Raw genomic sequence first — 17785 nt, forward strand, 5'->3', positions numbered from 1 at the left:
CTAACTTTGTTTTGCAAGGCAAAAGTAAAAATCAACCAACCTGTTTATAATTGGAATTTATTTAACAACCAACTGAACCTTTTGTTTAACCTCTTCAAAGATATCAGTGGGTAACATTTCTACAAATTGCCACTCTCGTTGGTTAAAATCAAAAGACTTTAATTGTTCAACATTGATAGTCCCATTAGTCTGAGTCCGATCATCTAATTGAACGTGCAATGGATAATCTTTGCCATTAAAACTTCCATGAGAAATTGGCACTACCCAAGCAAATGGCGATGTTTTGGCAAGAATATTATTACTAACAACAACCGCTGGTCGTCGTTTCTGAATCTCAGCGCCCGCTGAAGGATCAAAGTTAATATAAATAATGCTACCTCGTTGCAGTTGACCCACTACCATAGTTCTTCCCCTGTTGGATTTTCTTGATTCCATTCTGCCAAATCACTCGGCATTTGATACTCACCATCCCAATCCTTAAATAGTTCATCCATGGTTTCTGGAACCTGCTTTGTAGGTGTCAATTTCAATATACCATTTTCTTCTTTTGTGAACCTAAATTCAGCTCCGGGTTTAACACCAAATGACTTAGGAATTGTGACAACCACCGCATTTCCTTGAATCCGCGCCTTTGTTTTTTTCATTAGATAACCTTCCTTTCAAGTATTTTATTTAATTATATCACAAGTAATTACTTAAGTAATTACTTGTGGTTTAAAAAACGACTAGCCCCATTAAAGACTAATCGCTGATCATATTATCTTTTAGTGCATTTCTACAACTTCGCCAGTAGATTTATTCATCTCTACATTCATTAACGGATTACACTTATCTTCCCCATTTTGATCTTCAATCGCTTGCACATAGTAGGATTCCTTTTCTTCAAGATGGGCGATTTTTTGCTTGTACACTTCTAATTCCTCGCGAGCTCGAATTTCCTGGTTCCGAATGATCTGGAGACGTTCTTCTAAGGTTGATGCTCCCTGAGTACACAATTCCATATAATGACGTACATCAGCTAGTGGCATCCCGGTGTCCCGAAGACAAAGGACGATTTCCACCCCTTCCAGGTCAATTCCGTAAAACGTCTAACATTATTCCGATCCCGTTTAGCAAATGGAAAGAGCCCTTCTTTACAGTAAAAGCGAATCGTATGATCAGATTCATTCACTAATTCAGCCACTTGTTTAATGGTATATGTTTTCTCACTCATAATTTTTCTCCCATTTTTTTACAAAATCCGTTGACTGAGAGTAACTCTCAAGAAATATAATAAATACATCAAATATAAATTGTCAATTGCAAAGGAGAAATAACATGCAAAACGAAACTTATACTTTATCAAATGGTCTAACGATTCCAAAGATTGCTTTTGGGACTTGGCAAATTCCAAATGAAGCTGCTGCTAAGGCAGTCGAAACCGCAATTAATGTTGGTTACCGTTTAATTGATACCGCCGCCCAGTATGAAAATGAAACTGGGGTTGGTGAAGGTATCAAAAACAGTCAGGTTGATCGTGAAGAATTATTTGTGGTCACCAAGATTGCTCCAGATGTCAAAAGTTATGAAGGAGCTGTCGAGGCAATTAATGATTCCCTCGACCGTCTGGGACTGGGTTACGTTGATTTAATGCTTATCCATGCACCAAAACCATGGAAAGAACTCTTCCATAATAGTCCAAAAGATTATTTTGAAGAAAATCTCCAAGTCTGGAAGGCCATGGAAGAAGCTTACCATGCAGGTAAAATCCGGTCCTTAGGAGTGTCTAACTTTACCATTCCGGACATGGAAAACATCATTAATCATAGCGAGATCAAGCCGGTGGCAGAACAAATCAAAACTCATATTGGTAACGTTGACGAAGAAATTCTCACATTTTGTCAAAAGAATGGCCTTCAGCTAATGGGTTATTCACCAATCGCTACTGGTCAACTTATTAAAGACCAACGTCTCGTGGATATGGCAAATAAATATCAAGTGACGGTTCCACAATTGTGCATTAAGTATCTTATTCAACGTGATATTTTGCCACTACCTAAATCCACTCATAAGGAATTTATGGAACAAAATAAGCAACTTGATTTCACGATTAATGCTGCAGATATGCAAACCCTAATTGATTTCCAAGACGAAACAACTTTTGTTCCTAATGACTAAAACAATACTTAAAAGGCGGACGACTTTTTTTGGTCATCCGCCTTTTATTAGTTTTTCGTTACAGCTCCTGTGGCATAGTTAACGGTAATATTGTTCTGAACATTCGGCACAAATACGTTAAATTCAAGTGAGCCATCACTGGATTTTGCTTCAATATGGGCACCTGAGGGCACGATATTATCACCGTCATAGAGATCGGTCACCCGATAGCGAACCTGCTTATTGCGATCTAGAGCTTGACGAACCAGACCCTCATAATAATTTTGCCCGGTCGATGTTTTAGCACGGGCTTCATTGGCCCAAGCGGTTTGCGTCGCAATATTGGCAGGATTTGACTCGGAGGCATCAAAATTAGACAAACCGCCGACTAAAGCGTAGCCAAGCAAGTGTCCACGATCATAGGCATGACTCGGGCCACCGGTTAAATTTGTCGCCTGCAAAAAGCCTGCTGGGCGCCAATTGGTTGCGCCATTACCAGTCTGTTGTCGATTTCGATACTGGCGGGTCGTCCGATTTAACCAGGCATCCCCTTGCCAAGGACGTCCCGCACTATCATAACGATTAACGGCATAGGGAGCGCTAGCAACACTTGCATTTAAATTCGTTTGATTATGATTAATAATAAAGGCGCCATGATCATTCCAAGTAATTTGATCTCCTAATTGTTGCTCAACCTGATTGGTTAACACAGAACGGGCCTGGTCCTCACTTGGGGTGATTAATGATGAAGCTTCCCCATCAACGGTTCCACTAACCCTGGTGATTAAATTCGACCAGACTTGCTCCAAATTCGGGCTAAGTGATGATTGTGCACCCACAAAAATCCCTAAAAGGGCGAAAAGCGTCACCACCCATTTGAATAACCCTTTTGATCGTTTCTTACGACTCATTAGCATTCCCCCAATTATTTCGCTACCGTAATTATATAATTTTTCAAGCATTGCACCAAGATGCTTCTCATGATTACTACCAAAAGCTTCAGATTATTAAATGAAGGCTTAATAGTTCATTGTTCTAATTTGGCTAACCTATGACCTAACTTATAGTAAATAATTATCCCAAAAATTATCATTAAGGATCTAAAAGAAAAGCACTAGTTTTGGTTAATCATCGAAACTAGTGCTGTTTATAAATTGTTATTTTAATTTTTAAATTTGGTTTTGCTTTAAATCCCTATCAATTTTAAAATTGATATGAGGAAAGCACACCATGCTTTTTCGCGATTTCTTGAGTGTTAGCATCGGTTTCTTGTTGTGGAATATAAACAATGGCCCCATCAGCGGAAACAAAAACACTATATTCGGTTGCATCTGTGCGAATCTGAGATGGAACTGTCAAAAACCTTTGAAGTACCAACTTGGCGTAATTTAACTGACATTCGTTATCACCTTCTTCTTTATTAATAGAACGTAAAATATCACCATCGCATAATGTTAGTGCTTACTAACACCGTGAAATAATAGTACCATCAACCTTTGATAATTTCAAATATATTTTGGTAAATTACTCAAATTTATGCTAAATATTTTGCCATTTTATAGCAACTATTTCACATATCTTATCGATTGATAAATTAATTTCCGGTTGAATTACGCCTTTATAACAGAGATATATGAGATGTAAATAAAATGACATATCTTGATTAATATACGGTAAATTTAATTTTAATTTATCGACCGATAAAGTTTTTTCGAAAGGAGAAATTTCTATGGTAGAAGCAACGCGACAAAAAATTCTAAACGCCTATCGCCACCTCGCTGTCCATCACGGTATCAAAGGTGCTACCACTGCTAAGATCGCTGAATTAGCGGGCGTTAGTGAAGTAACTCTCTTTCGTTACTTTAAGGACAAAAAAGCCTTAATGTTAACCACTGTTCAGGAGGGAAGCGACGATTTTCTAAAATTCAAACAAGCAAGTGTCTATTCCGAAGATCTCATGACGGACTTGTTAAATATCGCTAAATACTATATTGAATTTTCAACTTCCCACCAAGACATCCTGGTCTTATATGATGATACGAAAGACCCTAATTGTGATCTGGCGATTGCATCTCTTGATCTGATCAACCAATTTAAATCCTTTATTATTGAGACGTGTGAACATTATCAAGCTAAAACTTACTTTAAAGACCACGAACAAATCGAATGGGTTGCCAACAACTTAATCTGGATTAGTTTAGGCATGACTGATAATGGTCGCTTTGATTTAAAATATCAAGATCCAGATTTTTACTACCAGAATTTAAAGCAATTTATCCAATTAGTAATTGATCATAAAATGTAGCAGGAGGGTGGAAAGAAATGCTAATTAACATTTCTTCCCACCCTCATTTCGTTTGATCACACTTGTAATTGCGGTCAAAAAGCGCGCCCCACGAGTCTAACTACGAACTCACGTCGGTCCGTTCGAATCAACATTCGTTCTCGGTTAGCCCTATAGGGCGCCTTAATGCTTTTTCCCAGCCTCTATGTTTTTATTTACTTTGCCGATAGACATGTACCCGGTAGGCAAGCCAAATAATGACTACAAATACCACCCCAATGGAAACCGAAACGCGCGTATCTGGGTTAAAGAACATACAAATCAAAATCACCGTTAAGGAAATTAAAGCGAAATAATTTAAACCAGGGAATAATGGCATTTGGAAGGGATGATCAATTAAGCGTTCCGGATGCTGTTTCCGGAAGTTATGCTCCGATAATAAGATCACAAACCACGGCACCATCCCCGGCAAGACACTTGAGCTATATACCATCACAAATAAGTTGGCGGTTCCCGAGCTAACCGCGGTTAAAATGTAGTTGACGATAAAACCAGCGAAAATCCAAAAGGCAATGGTGATAATAGCAACATTCGGGACGATCCGCTTGGATAAGCGTTTAAAGTAAGCTGGTACTTCCCCATCAACTGATAATTTAAAGAGCATTCGACTAGCGCTGTAAATTCCAGAATTGGCTCCGGATAAAGCCGCTGTCAAAACGACAAAATTAATGATCCCGGCAGCCCCAGTGATTCCCACCTTCGTAAAAGTCTGCACGAATGGAGAGCCAACACTACTTAATTGATTCCACGGATAAATCGAAACGATTACGAAAATGGCTCCAATATAGAAAATTAAGATTCGCCAAATAACAGAGCGGACTGATTTAACAATTGCTTTTTGAGGAGAAGCTGATTCTCCGGCGGTAATGCCGAGCAATTCCACCCCTTGATAAGATCCAGCAATCACTGACAAGGAGAATAGGAAACCGGTCAATCCACCAGTAAAGAATCCGCCGTGAGACCAAAGATTAGAAATCCCGACCGGATGCCAATTGTTACCAAGCCCGATCGTAATAACTAATAGTCCTAGAATAATCATCACGATAATCGTTGCAACCTTAATCATGGCAAACCAAGATTCTAATTGCCCATAAGCCTTGGCTGAAACCAAGTTAGCTAAGGTCAAGATAATGATCATCACAATGCCGGAAAGCCAATCCGGCAAATTGGGCCACCAGTAATTTAAATATTCACTCATGGCAATGATGTCAGAAATCCCGACAATAATAAATTGAAATACATTACTCCATTTAACGAGATAACCCGCAAAGGGATTGATGTATTTAGATCCATAATCGGCAAAGGAACCAGTTCCAGGATTAAGATAAACCATTTCCCCTAGCGCCCGCATCACTGCATATAAAATAATTCCAACAAAAGCGTAAGCTAAAAGAACGGATGGTCCAGTCCATTTAATGGTTGAAGTGGCTCCCATAAATAAACCACTCCCAATGGTTCCCCCAATGGCAATCATTTCCATTTGACCAGGCGTCATCGTCCGACTTAGCTTGGGCTTACTTTCTTCCATAAATACTACTACTCTCCTTAATTTTGACCCTAAAAAACCAGCCCACCTCAATGGACTGGTTTTTTGAATCATCTATTTCAAAATCCACGCCCATTAAAATTACCTGGTCGTGGTGGAGGAAAGCACTTCAGTTGATTTTAAATTACTTAACATAACTTTCCTCCTTAAAAATCTAAATTATTTTAGCATACCAAATATCAGCCTGCAAATTTCCTGCTTAGAAGGTATGGACTACCCGTTGAATATCATCAACGATTTGTTGCGGCGTTAAGTGATATTGATTATACAAAACATCCAACGGCACTGCATCCGCAAATTCACGTGGCGCCCCAAAGGATAGGACTTTGACGTTCGTTGGGCCAAAATAACGGGCAATCGTTTCGCCAAAGCCACCACTCAGATTTCCATCTTCAATCGTAACTACCACATCATGTTGTTCTGGCAAATGATGGAGTGTCTCATAATCTAAGTTTGTCACTGAAATCGGATTAATTAAGGTTGCATCAATATTGAGTTTTTCCTTAAGCTGTGCTTGGACTTGTTCACCTAATTTCCAGAAACCGCCAACGGCCATTAAGGCTACATCTTGACCTTGATGAGCAATTTCGTATTTTACTTCATCATAATCATTAGTGGTAGCTGGCCGATGTAATAATTCATGAGCTGGTTGGCGAATAACCACGAGTACATCTTGTTGATGAATCGCCCAGCGAAGCATCGAAACCATTTCTTCCACGCTTGTTGGCGCCAAATATTCGATATTTGGCAAGGATGAGATATAAGAAATATCAAAGGTCCCCTGGTGAGTGGCTGATTGTGAAGAAATTGAACCATTTACTACAACCATCACGATTGGTGAACTATTTAAAGCGACATCATGAATTAGTTGATCCAATCCCCGTTGTAAGAAGGTTGAATTTTCAAAAACTACTGGCCGAATACCAGCTTCGGCCATCCCAACAGCCGTCGTAATTGAAGCTTGTTCCGCGATCCCCACATCAAAATAGCGATCCGGTTGGGCTGCTTGGAAGTCCTTCAAGCCAAAGGCACCCGGAATTGCCGCATTAATCGCTGCAATCTCTTGTCCTTCATCAATTTCTGCTAATAATTCTTTAACGACAGCTTGATTATAAGATTCCTGAGCGGGAGCTTGTCGATCTTCTCCCGTCGTTGGATCAAAGGCCTTGCGCCAATGATATTTAAATTTTTCATCAATAGCAGGTTGGTAACCCTTCCCTTTGAGGGTATGAATATGCAAGACAATTGGATGATCAATATCTTGGACATCCTTAAACATTTGAATCATCGTTGGTAGATCATTACCATCTTCAATGTAGCGATAATCTAATCCCATGAAAGTGAAGAGATTGTTGGGAGATTTGCCTTCCGTGGCCCGCAATTCGGCTAATCCTTGGTAAAGTCCCCCTTGATTATCATCAATCGACATCTCATTATCATTCACAACAATAATTAAGTTCCCCTTAACTTTGGAGGCATTATTAAAGGCTTCAAAGGCTAAACCACCACTCAAGGATCCATCACCAATCACGGCAACGATATTACGATGCTTGGGATCCTGTTTTAAATCACGAGCTTCAGCCTCACCGACGGCCAAGGCAACTGAGGTAGAAGTATGACCGATCTTAAAGAAGTCATGGTCACTTTCATCTGGAGCAGTGAATCCCGAGATATCTTGATAGTGGTCCGGATCCAAGAAGCCCAGTTTTCGACCTGTTAACATCTTATGAGGGTAAGAATTATGTGAAACATCCCAAATGACCTTGTCAGTTGGTGAATTAAAAACATAATGATAGGCAATCGCTAATTCCACAATCCCTAAATCAGGACCAAGGTGACCGCCAATCGTCGAAACCCGCTCTAAAATCAACGTCCGCATTTCCTCTGCCAATTGTTCTAATTGGTCCATGGACATGGTCTTAATATCTTCGGGTTCCTCCACGCGGTTTAATAAGTAATCAGGATGTAAATTCATGCTCAGTACCTCGGATTCTCTCTCGAATTTCAGTAGTCACCATTATTCTACTACAATTGACAAGGACTGACGACCCATATTCATGTATAATAAAAGAGTTATCATGGAGGACTTATGGAAAATTCGGCACTTAAGAAATTATCACCTTTAAAACCATTAACGACTGACCAGGCACAATTAGTTTCCAATATAATTGATTTCACCATCAGCCATTTACAAACCGGACATACTCCGGCCATTTATACCATATATGGGGATGCCGGCACTGGCAAAAGTGTCGTCTTATCCCATCTGTTTCAGCAAATCCAATCTGCTGCTCGACTTGATCACACCTCGCCACTGTATGGCAGTAAAAATGTCTTCTTAGTCAATCATCCCGAGGTCTTAAAAGTCTATAAAGAAATTGCAGGACCTTTTAAAGAATTACTAAAAAAAGACTATTACCGACCGACATCTTTTATTAACCAGATTGAGAAAACGGGCGAACAAGTGGATGTCGCCGTGATTGATGAAGCTCACTTATTGTTGTCTAAGCCTGATCATTACAATAATTTTTATCATGATAATCAACTCATTGAGATTATCAAGCATGCCAAAGTTGTCATTATTGTCTTTGATCAATACCAAGTTCTCCGTATGAAAGCTTTTTGGACGCCCGAACGACTCCAAGCGATTGTGAATCAATACCCACATCAATCAACCTATCTGACACCAATTCCGGATAACCGCCAGTGATGAACTCTTATCTTGGTTTAACCGGTTTACGGCGGGGGAAATTGCTCCCTTCCCTAACAATAGTCGTGATCACTATGATTTTCGCATCTATGACGACGCCGAATTAATGTGCCAAGCCATTTTTCGACGTAATCAGGAAGTAGGCCTTTCCCGCATCTTATCGACTTCTGGTTATCCATCAACCCTTGATGGTGGTAAACACTATATTGTCGAGGGGCAATTCAAGATGCCTTGGGATCAATATAATTTTACCAGTACCCCGTGGGCAGAAATTCCCGAAACCATTCATGAAGTTGGCTCGATTTATACTTGTCAGGGCTTTGATCTTAATTATACTGGCATCATTATTGGCCCGATTATTAGTCAGATCTCCAATACTAATCAACTCCAAGTAAATCTCGATCGAGTAACTGATACCGAAATGTTTAAACGCCGGGACGATTTAACTAATCCAGTTGAAATTGAGCAAAGTAAACGCCAAATGATCATGAACGCTTTAAATGTGATTTTGAAGCGCGGGGTTCGCGGGACCTATCTCTATGCTCATGATCCATTATTACGCACAACCCTCAACCAAAATTATCAAACTTTATTAAGGAGAACACGATGAAGCAACGCTTAAGTCACCGAGCCCTAATTGTCATCGCAACTTTAATCGTAATTGCCATGTTAGGGTTAGTTATCCATGACTTCTTGCCCGAAATTAATTTATTATTACATTCTAATGACGCCAATCGTCAGGAACTAGTGGACCTAATCCAACAACACGGTATCCGGGACATGATTTTCTTATACATCATGATTGCAGTAATGAATGCCATTCCTGGTATGTCAAATTCAATCGTCTGCATTTTTGCTGGATTATGTTACGGCCCGCTATGGGGACTGACCATTAACTGGTTTGGTAATATGACCGGGAACTGGTTAGTAGCCGCTTTAATCGGTCATATCGATTTTTCCGAAAAATTTATGCATAACCGCTGGTTGGAAAGGCTCCAATCCAGTGATCATCCCTGGATCACCTTGACCGTCGCCTATATGATCCCAGTTATTCCGAGTGTCTTAGTTAACTACTCCTGTGTTAATATGCAAATTCCCCGTCGGAATTTCTTAGTCATGGTTAGCTTAGGAGTTTTACCGGTATCTTTAATATATGCTTTCGGGGGCGACGCAATTTTCAACGGAGAGTTTAAACGTTTAATTATCTACGCGATTATTATCATCGTTTTAATCATGTTGTCACGCTTGATTGGCAAAAACGTCAAGAAACGCCATGCACAGTAATAAACTGATCAAAAGAGACATCAATTAGTACTTCTTCACATCATTTAAATTATCATCCCGATTAATGCCCAAACCATTCCCCCAGCATAGGAAGCTAGCAGATAGGTCCAAAAGCCTTGCCATGCGCGATTATGCCATAAAGTTATTAATTCAACATTCATAGTTGAAAAAGTCGTTAATCCCCCTAAAAAACCACTGGTTAGTACCGATTGAGTAATTAGCCCAGATGGATGTGTAACTAAGATTCCTAAAATAAAGGTCCCCAGCCAATTAATGATTAAGGTCGCAAAGGGCCAATTTACCCGCGTTAGTCTTTTGATCCAGTTAGTTAATTGCCAGCGACAAAGTGCGCCAATCCCCGCCCCACAACTAACGACTAACCACATGATGTCCTCCTAACCAATAACCACATCCGGCACAAATTAAGCCACCGACCATGTTAATAAAGATAATTATCAATCCGTATAAAGCTGATTGTTGCCCACTAATAACTGCGTTCATCATAAGACTACTGAAAGTCGTAAAGGCGCCGATCATCCCGGTTCCAATGCCTAAATTTAACCATTGTGGTGCGGAATGACAGTTAATTAAAGCGGTCGTCAACCATGCCAAAGCTAAACTCCCGACTAAATTAACCATGGTCGTAGCCGGAATTGAACCCCACCACTGGGATAATTCGTAGCGGAGACCACCACCAACCATTCCGCCAATTAAAACTGCTAACCAATCCTTCATATGCGCTAACCTTCTCTTCGAATAGAATAGGCTTATTTTACCATTCGTGATATGATACAGATACAATTGTTGAGGTGAATTATTATGAAAATGCGTCGAATCGACCATCTTGTTTTAACTGTTTCAGATCTTGAAGCATGCAAACGCTTCTATCATGAGGTTTTTGATATGCCGGTCATTGATGACCAAACTAATGACGACGTGGTCACATTACGCTGTGGTCATCAGTTAATCCGGTTACAAAAAACTGATCGCGCGAATCCCTTAGTGGCCAAACACCCCACGGTCGGCGCAGCTGACTTTTGTATGATTGTTGGTGATCAATTAGAAGATGTCTTACACCACTTAAAAAGTTACTATGTCGAAGTCATTACTAATGAACCGATTGTTAAACATGGCTCCGAAGGTGAAATGCGATCAATCTACTTATATGATCCCGATCAAAATCTGTTAGAAATTTCTACTTATGCTAATAAATAAAATAAGCTGATCAAAAAGCATTAAGGCGCTCCATAGGGCTAACCTAGAAGGAACGTTGGGACGGTACGGACCGACGTGAATTCGTAGTTAGCCTCGTGGGGCGCGCTTTTTGGTCGCGATTACTAAGGTGATTAAAAGAAAATGAGGATGGAGAAACAAATCTATGTTCTCCATCCTCTAGCTTTTCTACTGCAAGCCATCTCGACCCTTTAAAGCTACATTCAAAAATACTGCGACAATACTTGCGATCACAATCCCATTACCTAGCAATAATTGAACTGTGGTTGGTAATCCTTGGAAAAGGGTTGGGTAAACGGAAACTCCCAAGCCCAATCCAATTGAGATTGCGACAATTAAAATATTACGTTGGTCACCGAAATCAACTTGAATTAACATTCGGATCCCTTGCACACTAATCATCGAGAACATTACGAGCATTGCTCCCCCTAGCACCGGCGTTGGAATCATGGTTACTAAAGCGCCAATCTTCGGTAAGAGGCCTAAAATCATTAACAAGCAGGCTGACCAATAAATTGGCCGCTTAGTCTTCACACCACTTAATTGTAAGAGTCCTACGTTTTGCGAGAAGGTAGTGTATGGGAAGGTATTGAAAATCCCCCCGAGCATGACGGCTAGTCCTTCGGCCCGGTAACCACGCTTGAGATCATCTGCCGAAACATCGCGATGTAACAAATCACCAATTGCAAAGAAGACTCCGGTTGATTCCACCATTGAAACCAACGAAACAATGATCATGGTTACAATCGACGACCATTCAAAATTCGGTAAACCAAAATAAAATGGCGTTGGAACATGGAACCAAGCAGCTTGGGCGACGGAATCAGTTGAAACCATCCCCATCAAGGCAGCAATCAAGGATCCCACTACTAAGCCAATTAAGACCGCAATGGAACTAATAAAGCCCCGGGTAAAAATTTGAACGGCAATAATGATTAGCACCGTAATGAGTCCCAATAATAAATTATGCCAATCACCAAAACTCTTGGCAGTCGCGTCACCCCCACCAATATCTTGAATTCCGACTGGAATTAAGGTCAATCCAATTACGGTAATCAGGGTTCCCGTCACAACAGGTGGGAAGAAACGTCTTAATTTGGCAAAGTAACCGGCAATTAGAAAAACAAACAGACCGGCTACAATAATGGCCCCATACATGGTCCCGATCGATAACTTTTTCCCAATCATTTCCAAGGGTTGGACCGCCTGAATGGCACAACCTAACACTACTGGTAGGCCAATCCCAAAGTAACGATTCCGAATTAACTGAATAAAGGTGGCCAAGCCACACATAAAAATATCAATTGACACTAAATATGTCATTTGGTCTGCATTAAAATTCAAAGCATGACCAATTAATAATGGGACAGCCACGTCCCCAGAATACATGGCTAAGAGATGCTGAATCCCTAAGACGGCCGCTTTTTGATGCGAAACTTCTTTTGATGGCATTAATTAATCCTCCCCGACAAACCGTACTTGTCCATCTTCTAAAGATGCAATATTAGCTAATGACAATAATTTGATGCCCCGTTCTTGAATTAATTCGGCCCCTTTTTGGAAGGACTTTTCAATCACGATCCCGACACCGGCAACCGTGGCTTGGGCTTGATCAGCAATCTTTAACAGCCCTTCCACCGCTTGTCCATTAGCCAAGAAGTCATCAATGATTAACAAACGATCATCGGCATTTACAAAGCGATCATCAATTGAGATTGTATTCGTCGTTTGCTTAGTATAAGAATAAACATCCGCCGTATAAAGATGATCAACCAGGGTTAAACTCTTGTGTTTACGAGCAAAAACCACGGGAACTTGCATCTGAAAACCTGTCATTACCGCCGGTGCAATCCCTGACGATTCAACCGTCACGATTTTGGTAATCTGATCATCCTTAAAATGATCAGCAAACTCTTTCCCCATATTCATCATTAAATTGGGATCAATCTGATGATTTAAAAATGAATTCACCTTTAAGACGTTACCAGGAAGGACCTGACCATCTTGTCTAATACGATCTTCCAGCTCTTTCATAATGCCTCCTAATAAAAAACGACTCGTCTAACATTAGTAAACCAGCCGCGCTGTTTACTTATAGTCTGAAAAGAACGGTTTCAGGTAGAAACGGCCACCCATCATGTGGCGATATATAAGTAATATTGTGTTCAATAAATAATATTAGCAAACCTGATCTCATTTTAAAACTAAAAATTTAATTAGATTAGGATTTTTGTTCGGATTATCTGTAATTAACAAGTATTCTATATATTTTACTTTCGGAATCTAACTAATAACATCTGAAACATCGTCCCAATCTTCCTATATTAAGATCCCAAAGGCGAACAATTCTCCTTAAAAAGTTCGTGAAAGTATTTACAACATGCTGGCATTCATCTATACTAAAATCAGTTGTAACTATTTAGGAATTTTTTATAAGGAGCTGCGCTTATGAGTGACATTAACACAACTTTATTACAGAACATGCGACGAGAATTAGCTAATATAAAGCCATCCGCCATTCGTTCTTTTAACAAGGAAGTTTCTTCAATCCCTGGGATCATCAAGTTGACCCTTGGAGAACCAGATTTTGATACTCCCCAACATATTAAAGATGCTGCCAAGGCAAGTATCGACAATAACCACACCCATTATCCACCGACCCCAGGGACTGATGGTCTCCGGGCGGCAGCGGCCAATTTCCTTAATACTAAATACAACCTAAATTACAAACCAACACAAATTCTAGCAACTGTCGGGGCCACGGAAGCCATCTGGTCATCTTTATACGCGATTACAAATCCTGGTGACCAAGTTATTGTGCCAACCCCAATCTGGCCTATGTATCTATCAATCGTTAATGGGATGGGATTGAAACCAATTCTCGTTAACACGGAACCGAATGACTTTGTCTTGTCCGCCCAAATGATTGAAGATACTTTGGCTCAACACAACCACGTTAAAGCGGTTCTATTGAACTTCCCATCAAACCCAACCGGGAAAACCTATAGCCGAGAAGCAATCGAAGAAATTGCTGACGTCCTACGGGATAAAGAAATTTTCATGGTTTCCGATGAAATCTATAGTGAATTAACCTATGGCAAGACCCATACCTCAGTCGCTGAAATCCTTCCGGAACAAACTATTCTTTTAAATGGAGTTTCCAAATCCCATGCTATGACTGGTTGGCGGTTAGGAATTGTGGCGGCGCCAGAAGGAATCATTGATAAGATCATTACGGTCCACCAATTTACCGTCACCACGGTTCCATACACCACTCAAGATGCCGGTGAAGAAGCCTTTTCAAACGGAATCGACGATGCTTTGCCAATGCGCGAAGAATACATCAAACGGGCTAACTTCGTTCATGAAGCCATGACCAAGATGGGATTTCGGGCTGATAAACCGGAAGGTGCCTTTTACTACTTTGCCAAGTTACCAGAATGGCTCGATGAAGACACGGCCACTTTTGCTCATAATTTAGCTTACGAACAAGCCGTCGCTTTAGTTGACGCAACGCCATTTGGCCCCGGCGCGGAGGGTTATATTCGGATCAGTTATGCTTCCTCAATGGAAGACTTGCAAGAAGCCATGAAACGGATTCAAAAATATTTAGATAGTCGGCGCAAATAAGGCCACATCAGATGCAAGTTATACGACTTGCATCTTTTTCTGTCTTTCCCCTACAATAATGACTATCTTGATAAGGAGTTTTAGATACATGAAATTAACTGTTACCCAGGCCGCAAGTCAATATATCATTCAACAACTACAGCTGACTGCAGGCGATGGTGTCAAATTTTTTACCTCCCCTGAAAATCGGCAACCAGTCAAACATGGTCCCCATCAAGAATTTGCCCAAGATAACCAAGCCGATCGACCCGTCGCTCTAACCGAAGTGGATGGGATCAATTACCATATTAACTTCGCCGATAATTGGTTCTTTGCCAGTCATGATACCACCGTTGATTATCATCCTGATACTGGTCTATCCTTTACCTATGCCGGGATTGACGCTGACGGTGGGGCTTCAATTAATTACGAAAAATACCTGATGTAAGCAGCAAAAAACCGCTGATACCAGGTTTTCACCTCTAATCAGCGGTTAAAATTCAAAAGCGGCAATCAATCGTTTGAATCCAATTTTTGCGAGGAACTTCATTAATCCATAGCCAATCATCATTCCGAGCCAATTAGTAATGACATCATCAATGTCCACGACCCGATGTAAATTAACCAATAAATCGGCGAACATTTGAATCGCTTCAATGGTGACGCCTGGAATCAAGGCAACAAAAATCATTGAACCTAAGGAAAAACGATCTTGTAATAAGTAAGTTAGCATCCCCATTGGGATCGTTAAGAGAATATTTTCAAACCAATCAATGGTTAAATATTGGAGCGGATGTAAATTATAAGGCACGTGATTAAAATACATCAATGGCTTTTCCCCGACTGGAATAAATGGCAAACCCGCCGGATAAAAGCACAACCAAATTACAATCAATAAGTACAGATAGGCTCCACCCAATGAAACCCATTGCCATTTAGTAAACCGTCGTTCTTCCACGGCAATATAAAAACAGCCCGTGACCAAAATCAACAGAGCTGTTAATGGAATCCACCTCAACACCATCATTTCCAGTTCCCCCTTTTGCAATTATTATAAGGGAAACTCTTGATATTTTTAAGAAATATATGAGAGAGAAGAATAAATGTTAGATTAAAATATCATAAATTATGGAAGGTAAATTCCATGCCGTTCAGCTAATTCCCGAACCCTTTCGGGTGCTTCTTGTTTAGGTAAGTAAACAATTGCCCCATCACGCGCTGTAAAAACATTATATTCGGTTGAGGTCGTCTTAATATAGGCCGGAACCGTTAACACATTTGAAGTACCAACATGTCGTAACTTCACTGACATAATGAAGTCCCCCCTTTATACTAATGTCCATCAGAATAACTGTTTGCAAGCAAATGCTTACATGCCCAATCAGGATAATAAATCCTAAATCCCCATACTTAGAGCATCGATAATTTAAAATGTCACTCACAAATCAGCCTATCAATTCTGATAAGTTGCCAAATCTAGTTCACTATTTTGGATTGATTTTAAAGTTCGATCCACCATATAATAAATGCATATCGCCTGATAAATAGGGAGGAAAAGTATGAAATCATATATACACCGTGTCCATTATTATGAGACCGATAAAATGGCAATCACTCACCACTCCAACTATATCCGCTGGATGGAAGAAGCACGGGTTGATTTTTTAGATCAAATCGGCTGGAACTTTGCAAAACTTGAAGCGCTTGGGATTGCTTCCCCAGTGGTCAAAGTTGATTGCACCTATAAAGTCCCGACCAAATTTGATGATTTAGTAGAAATAACTACTAGCATCGATAAATATACGGGGGTCAAACTCGTTCTTCACTATGTCATGAAACTGGCTGGTACTGATACCATCGTGTGTGTAGCTGAGTCTGCCCATGCTTTCACTAATGAAGCAGGACGTTTAATATCGATTAAAAAATCCCTACCAGAAATGGATCAAAGCTTAAAACAATGCCTGGCTAGTGATTAACCTAAGCTATTGCTATGGTTACAGATTATCTGATTATTGCAAAAGTAAAGTACCCACTTTAAAAAAAGTGTATATATATTGTGTCAAATGTTAAAGTACCGTTTTATCAAGTGATTATTCTGGTATATTATATACATAATATTTATATATTCCACTTATCGAATACCTTAAATACACATATTTCGCTATATGTGTACATCAACTGCGTGTAAATACTTACATGCTCATGATTCTTAGGAGATGTATACTATATGTTTTTGATAGATGAGATAGTCGATCAGTTCGAACAATCATTTGTTGAACAATCGAATCAACGGACCGTGAAGACTGTAAAAAAATTATTTGTGGTCTTTCTTGAACTCAGCCAAAAATACCGATTAGATGAAATTAACGTTCCCTTTTAACCGGAACGGCGGGTGTTAGTCGCAAATCATTTTATTTACACTTTGAAAATTTAGACGCCTTTTATCGACTAATTATTAATTTATTAGTACTCAAGTATGATCAATACTTACAAAGCATTACCGCTCCCTATGTTTTTCGGAAGTACTATATGGCAATTTTTCGCTATTTCTTTGAACTCGGTCCGGCCTTTCATAAAATCTTTTTAGACGAATCTTATACTCGCCTGATCATTAGTGTCATCGAGAATTGTTCCGCTGAAATGTCTGATTATTTCCACTTTTTTGATGGTTATGTAGGTAATCAATTGCTGGATGCAGCCGGCGTTTTCATCAATGGGGGCTCAATTATGACTGTGAGAGCACTTAAATCCAGAGATCCTAGTGCCAGTCTGGAAGAAATCATGGAAATCGTAGCAACTTTATCGGCGCGGACGCTTGGGATCACTTCTGATTTAGATAAACTGGTCGATCCCCAATATATTAATCAGCGGGCCAACCGAACCCTTCATTTAATTTAGGAACCAAAATAAAGAGGCTAGTGAA

Annotated in this window: 23 protein-coding genes, 1 pseudogene and 1 riboswitch; of the genes and pseudogenes, 10 read left to right on the plus strand and 14 right to left on the minus strand. The window is 40.0% G+C overall.

Annotated elements, in window-relative coordinates; translation table 11 throughout:
* Positions 1–57: 57 nt before the first annotated feature.
* From PS3_RS03105 to PS3_RS03120, 4 genes are all read right to left on the minus strand, one after another.
* The gene (locus tag PS3_RS03105; RefSeq protein ID WP_040467984.1) at positions 58–402 is read right to left on the minus strand and encodes a type II toxin-antitoxin system PemK/MazF family toxin; all 345 of its coding nucleotides are present in this window, start codon (positions 400–402) and stop codon (positions 58–60) included.
* On the minus strand, positions 396–644 hold the full coding sequence (mazE, locus tag PS3_RS03110; RefSeq protein WP_040467985.1) for a type II toxin-antitoxin system PemI/MazE family antitoxin: 249 nt from the start codon (positions 642–644) through the stop codon (positions 396–398). Before mazE ends, PS3_RS03105 begins: the two co-directional genes overlap by 7 nt.
* A 120-nt stretch (positions 645–764) precedes the next feature.
* A complete protein-coding gene (locus tag PS3_RS03115; RefSeq protein ID WP_040467986.1) occupies positions 765–1028 on the minus strand; it encodes a MerR family transcriptional regulator in 264 nt (87 codons plus the stop codon).
* Positions 1019–1213 carry a MerR family DNA-binding transcriptional regulator gene (locus PS3_RS03120; protein ID WP_040467987.1) on the minus strand — a complete coding sequence of 65 codons (195 nt, stop codon included), beginning with the start codon at positions 1211–1213 and terminating at the stop codon, positions 1019–1021. Before PS3_RS03120 ends, PS3_RS03115 begins: the two co-directional genes overlap by 10 nt.
* A gap of 104 nt (positions 1214–1317) precedes the next feature.
* Between PS3_RS03120 and PS3_RS03125 the strand changes: the two genes are divergently transcribed.
* Positions 1318–2157, plus strand: coding sequence for an aldo/keto reductase (locus tag PS3_RS03125; RefSeq protein ID WP_007122036.1), 840 nt, complete (start codon positions 1318–1320; stop codon positions 2155–2157).
* Between the two features lie 47 nt (positions 2158–2204).
* Here the strand turns inward: PS3_RS03125 and PS3_RS03130 are convergent, their stop codons facing one another.
* Positions 2205–3047, minus strand: a complete 843-nt coding sequence (locus PS3_RS03130; protein WP_007122037.1) for a DNA/RNA non-specific endonuclease — start codon at positions 3045–3047, stop codon at positions 2205–2207.
* Between the two features lie 292 nt (positions 3048–3339).
* Entirely contained in the window at positions 3340–3495 is a 156-nt protein-coding gene (locus PS3_RS10425) for a hypothetical protein (protein WP_176662246.1), read from the minus strand.
* Positions 3496–3865: 370 nt separating this feature from the next.
* Here PS3_RS10425 and PS3_RS09750 point away from each other — a divergent pair, with 370 nt between their 5' ends.
* Positions 3866–4441: a TetR/AcrR family transcriptional regulator gene (locus tag PS3_RS09750; protein ID WP_050950804.1), complete on the plus strand. Its 576-nt coding sequence runs from the start codon at positions 3866–3868 to the stop codon at positions 4439–4441.
* A 190-nt stretch (positions 4442–4631) separates the two neighbouring features.
* On the opposite strand, the gene PS3_RS03140 is transcribed toward PS3_RS09750, so the two are convergent.
* Both PS3_RS03140 and PS3_RS03145 read right to left on the minus strand, forming a co-directional pair.
* Entirely contained in the window at positions 4632–6008 is a 1377-nt protein-coding gene (locus tag PS3_RS03140) for an amino acid permease (RefSeq protein ID WP_007122038.1), read from the minus strand.
* Positions 6009–6225: 217 nt separating this feature from the next.
* The gene (locus PS3_RS03145) at positions 6226–8001 is read right to left on the minus strand and encodes a 1-deoxy-D-xylulose-5-phosphate synthase (protein WP_007122039.1); all 1776 of its coding nucleotides are present in this window, start codon (positions 7999–8001) and stop codon (positions 6226–6228) included.
* A gap of 114 nt (positions 8002–8115) precedes the next feature.
* Between PS3_RS03145 and PS3_RS03150 the strand changes: the two are divergent.
* Both PS3_RS03150 and PS3_RS03155 read left to right on the plus strand, forming a co-directional pair.
* Positions 8116–9346: pseudogene (locus tag PS3_RS03150) on the plus strand (DUF2075 domain-containing protein).
* Positions 9343–10020 carry a TVP38/TMEM64 family protein gene (locus PS3_RS03155; protein ID WP_007122040.1) on the plus strand — a complete coding sequence of 226 codons (678 nt, stop codon included), beginning with the start codon at positions 9343–9345 and terminating at the stop codon, positions 10018–10020. Before PS3_RS03150 ends, PS3_RS03155 begins: the two are co-directional and overlap by 4 nt.
* Before the next feature lie 44 nt (positions 10021–10064).
* On the opposite strand, the gene PS3_RS03160 is transcribed toward PS3_RS03155, so the two are convergent.
* Both PS3_RS03160 and PS3_RS03165 read right to left on the minus strand, forming a co-directional pair.
* Entirely contained in the window at positions 10065–10406 is a 342-nt protein-coding gene (locus PS3_RS03160; protein ID WP_040467989.1) for a fluoride efflux transporter FluC, read from the minus strand.
* On the minus strand, positions 10390–10755 hold the full coding sequence (locus PS3_RS03165) for a fluoride efflux transporter FluC (RefSeq protein WP_040467990.1): 366 nt from the start codon (positions 10753–10755) through the stop codon (positions 10390–10392). Before PS3_RS03165 ends, PS3_RS03160 begins: the two co-directional genes overlap by 17 nt.
* 84 nt (positions 10756–10839) lie before the next feature.
* On the opposite strand from PS3_RS03165, the gene PS3_RS03170 reads away from it, so the two are divergent.
* Positions 10840–11235: a VOC family protein gene (locus tag PS3_RS03170; RefSeq protein WP_007122041.1), complete on the plus strand. Its 396-nt coding sequence runs from the start codon at positions 10840–10842 to the stop codon at positions 11233–11235.
* 186 nt (positions 11236–11421) lie between these two features.
* On the opposite strand, the gene PS3_RS03175 is transcribed toward PS3_RS03170, so the two are convergent.
* Complete coding sequence (locus tag PS3_RS03175) at positions 11422–12705, minus strand: nucleobase:cation symporter-2 family protein (protein ID WP_007122042.1); 1284 nt, start codon at positions 12703–12705, stop codon at positions 11422–11424.
* 3 nt (positions 12706–12708) lie between these two features.
* Positions 12709–13287, minus strand: a complete 579-nt coding sequence (locus PS3_RS03180; protein ID WP_007122043.1) for a xanthine phosphoribosyltransferase — start codon at positions 13285–13287, stop codon at positions 12709–12711.
* 41 nt (positions 13288–13328) lie between these two features.
* A riboswitch (purine riboswitch) is annotated at positions 13329–13426 on the minus strand.
* 275 nt (positions 13427–13701) lie between these two features.
* Between PS3_RS03180 and PS3_RS03185 the strand changes: the two genes are divergently transcribed.
* Together PS3_RS03185 and PS3_RS03190 are read left to right on the plus strand one after the other, a co-directional pair.
* Entirely contained in the window at positions 13702–14883 is a 1182-nt protein-coding gene (locus PS3_RS03185; RefSeq protein WP_007122044.1) for an aminotransferase class I/II-fold pyridoxal phosphate-dependent enzyme, read from the plus strand.
* Positions 14884–14971: 88 nt separating this feature from the next.
* Positions 14972–15310, plus strand: coding sequence for a HesB/YadR/YfhF family protein (locus PS3_RS03190; RefSeq protein WP_007122045.1), 339 nt, complete (start codon positions 14972–14974; stop codon positions 15308–15310).
* A 45-nt stretch (positions 15311–15355) separates the two neighbouring features.
* On the opposite strand, the gene PS3_RS03195 is transcribed toward PS3_RS03190, so the two are convergent.
* Both PS3_RS03195 and PS3_RS03200 read right to left on the minus strand, forming a co-directional pair.
* A complete protein-coding gene (locus PS3_RS03195) occupies positions 15356–15889 on the minus strand; it encodes a VanZ family protein (protein WP_007122046.1) in 534 nt (177 codons plus the stop codon).
* Between the two features lie 99 nt (positions 15890–15988).
* Positions 15989–16174 (minus strand): hypothetical protein, encoded by a 186-nt coding sequence (locus tag PS3_RS03200; protein WP_050950805.1) that lies wholly within the window; start codon positions 16172–16174, stop codon positions 15989–15991.
* A 247-nt stretch (positions 16175–16421) separates the two neighbouring features.
* Between PS3_RS03200 and PS3_RS03205 the strand changes: the two genes are divergently transcribed.
* The 3 genes from PS3_RS03205 (at position 16422) to PS3_RS03210 (ending at position 17760) form a co-directional block, all read left to right on the plus strand.
* Positions 16422–16838 (plus strand): acyl-CoA thioesterase, encoded by a 417-nt coding sequence (locus PS3_RS03205; RefSeq protein WP_007122047.1) that lies wholly within the window; start codon positions 16422–16424, stop codon positions 16836–16838.
* A 251-nt stretch (positions 16839–17089) separates the two neighbouring features.
* On the plus strand, positions 17090–17242 hold the full coding sequence (locus tag PS3_RS10430; RefSeq protein WP_176662247.1) for a hypothetical protein: 153 nt from the start codon (positions 17090–17092) through the stop codon (positions 17240–17242).
* 149 nt (positions 17243–17391) lie between these two features.
* Positions 17392–17760 (plus strand): hypothetical protein, encoded by a 369-nt coding sequence (locus PS3_RS03210; protein ID WP_040467991.1) that lies wholly within the window; start codon positions 17392–17394, stop codon positions 17758–17760.
* Positions 17761–17785 lie beyond the last annotated feature (25 nt).

Origin of the sequence: Limosilactobacillus gastricus PS3, from assembly GCF_000247775.1 — a bacterium.
Classification (GTDB): Bacteria; Bacillota; Bacilli; order Lactobacillales; family Lactobacillaceae; genus Limosilactobacillus; species Limosilactobacillus gastricus_A.

Coding starts and splice junctions, on each gene's coding strand:
- PS3_RS09750 (WP_050950804.1), top strand. CDS start 3,866: ATGGTAGAAGCAACGCGACAAAAAATTCTAAACGCCTATCGCCACCTC.
- PS3_RS03145 (WP_007122039.1), bottom strand. CDS start 8,001: ATGAATTTACATCCTGATTACTTATTAAACCGCGTGGAGGAACCCGAA.
- PS3_RS03170 (WP_007122041.1), top strand. CDS start 10,840: ATGAAAATGCGTCGAATCGACCATCTTGTTTTAACTGTTTCAGATCTT.
- PS3_RS03190 (WP_007122045.1), top strand. CDS start 14,972: ATGAAATTAACTGTTACCCAGGCCGCAAGTCAATATATCATTCAACAA.
- PS3_RS03125 (WP_007122036.1), top strand. CDS start 1,318: ATGCAAAACGAAACTTATACTTTATCAAATGGTCTAACGATTCCAAAG.
- PS3_RS03195 (WP_007122046.1), bottom strand. CDS start 15,889: ATGATGGTGTTGAGGTGGATTCCATTAACAGCTCTGTTGATTTTGGTC.
- PS3_RS03175 (WP_007122042.1), bottom strand. CDS start 12,705: ATGCCATCAAAAGAAGTTTCGCATCAAAAAGCGGCCGTCTTAGGGATT.
- PS3_RS03105 (WP_040467984.1), bottom strand. CDS start 402: ATGGTAGTGGGTCAACTGCAACGAGGTAGCATTATTTATATTAACTTT.
- PS3_RS03205 (WP_007122047.1), top strand. CDS start 16,422: ATGAAATCATATATACACCGTGTCCATTATTATGAGACCGATAAAATG.
- PS3_RS03140 (WP_007122038.1), bottom strand. CDS start 6,008: ATGGAAGAAAGTAAGCCCAAGCTAAGTCGGACGATGACGCCTGGTCAA.
- PS3_RS03200 (WP_050950805.1), bottom strand. CDS start 16,174: ATGTCAGTGAAGTTACGACATGTTGGTACTTCAAATGTGTTAACGGTT.
- PS3_RS10430 (WP_176662247.1), top strand. CDS start 17,090: ATGTTTTTGATAGATGAGATAGTCGATCAGTTCGAACAATCATTTGTT.
- mazE (WP_040467985.1), bottom strand. CDS start 644: ATGAAAAAAACAAAGGCGCGGATTCAAGGAAATGCGGTGGTTGTCACA.
- PS3_RS03180 (WP_007122043.1), bottom strand. CDS start 13,287: ATGAAAGAGCTGGAAGATCGTATTAGACAAGATGGTCAGGTCCTTCCT.
- PS3_RS03165 (WP_040467990.1), bottom strand. CDS start 10,755: ATGAAGGATTGGTTAGCAGTTTTAATTGGCGGAATGGTTGGTGGTGGT.
- PS3_RS03120 (WP_040467987.1), bottom strand. CDS start 1,213: ATGAGTGAGAAAACATATACCATTAAACAAGTGGCTGAATTAGTGAAT.
- PS3_RS03160 (WP_040467989.1), bottom strand. CDS start 10,406: ATGTGGTTAGTCGTTAGTTGTGGGGCGGGGATTGGCGCACTTTGTCGC.
- PS3_RS03185 (WP_007122044.1), top strand. CDS start 13,702: ATGAGTGACATTAACACAACTTTATTACAGAACATGCGACGAGAATTA.
- PS3_RS03115 (WP_040467986.1), bottom strand. CDS start 1,028: ATGCCACTAGCTGATGTACGTCATTATATGGAATTGTGTACTCAGGGA.
- PS3_RS03210 (WP_040467991.1), top strand. CDS start 17,392: ATGGCAATTTTTCGCTATTTCTTTGAACTCGGTCCGGCCTTTCATAAA.
- PS3_RS03155 (WP_007122040.1), top strand. CDS start 9,343: ATGAAGCAACGCTTAAGTCACCGAGCCCTAATTGTCATCGCAACTTTA.
- PS3_RS03130 (WP_007122037.1), bottom strand. CDS start 3,047: ATGAGTCGTAAGAAACGATCAAAAGGGTTATTCAAATGGGTGGTGACG.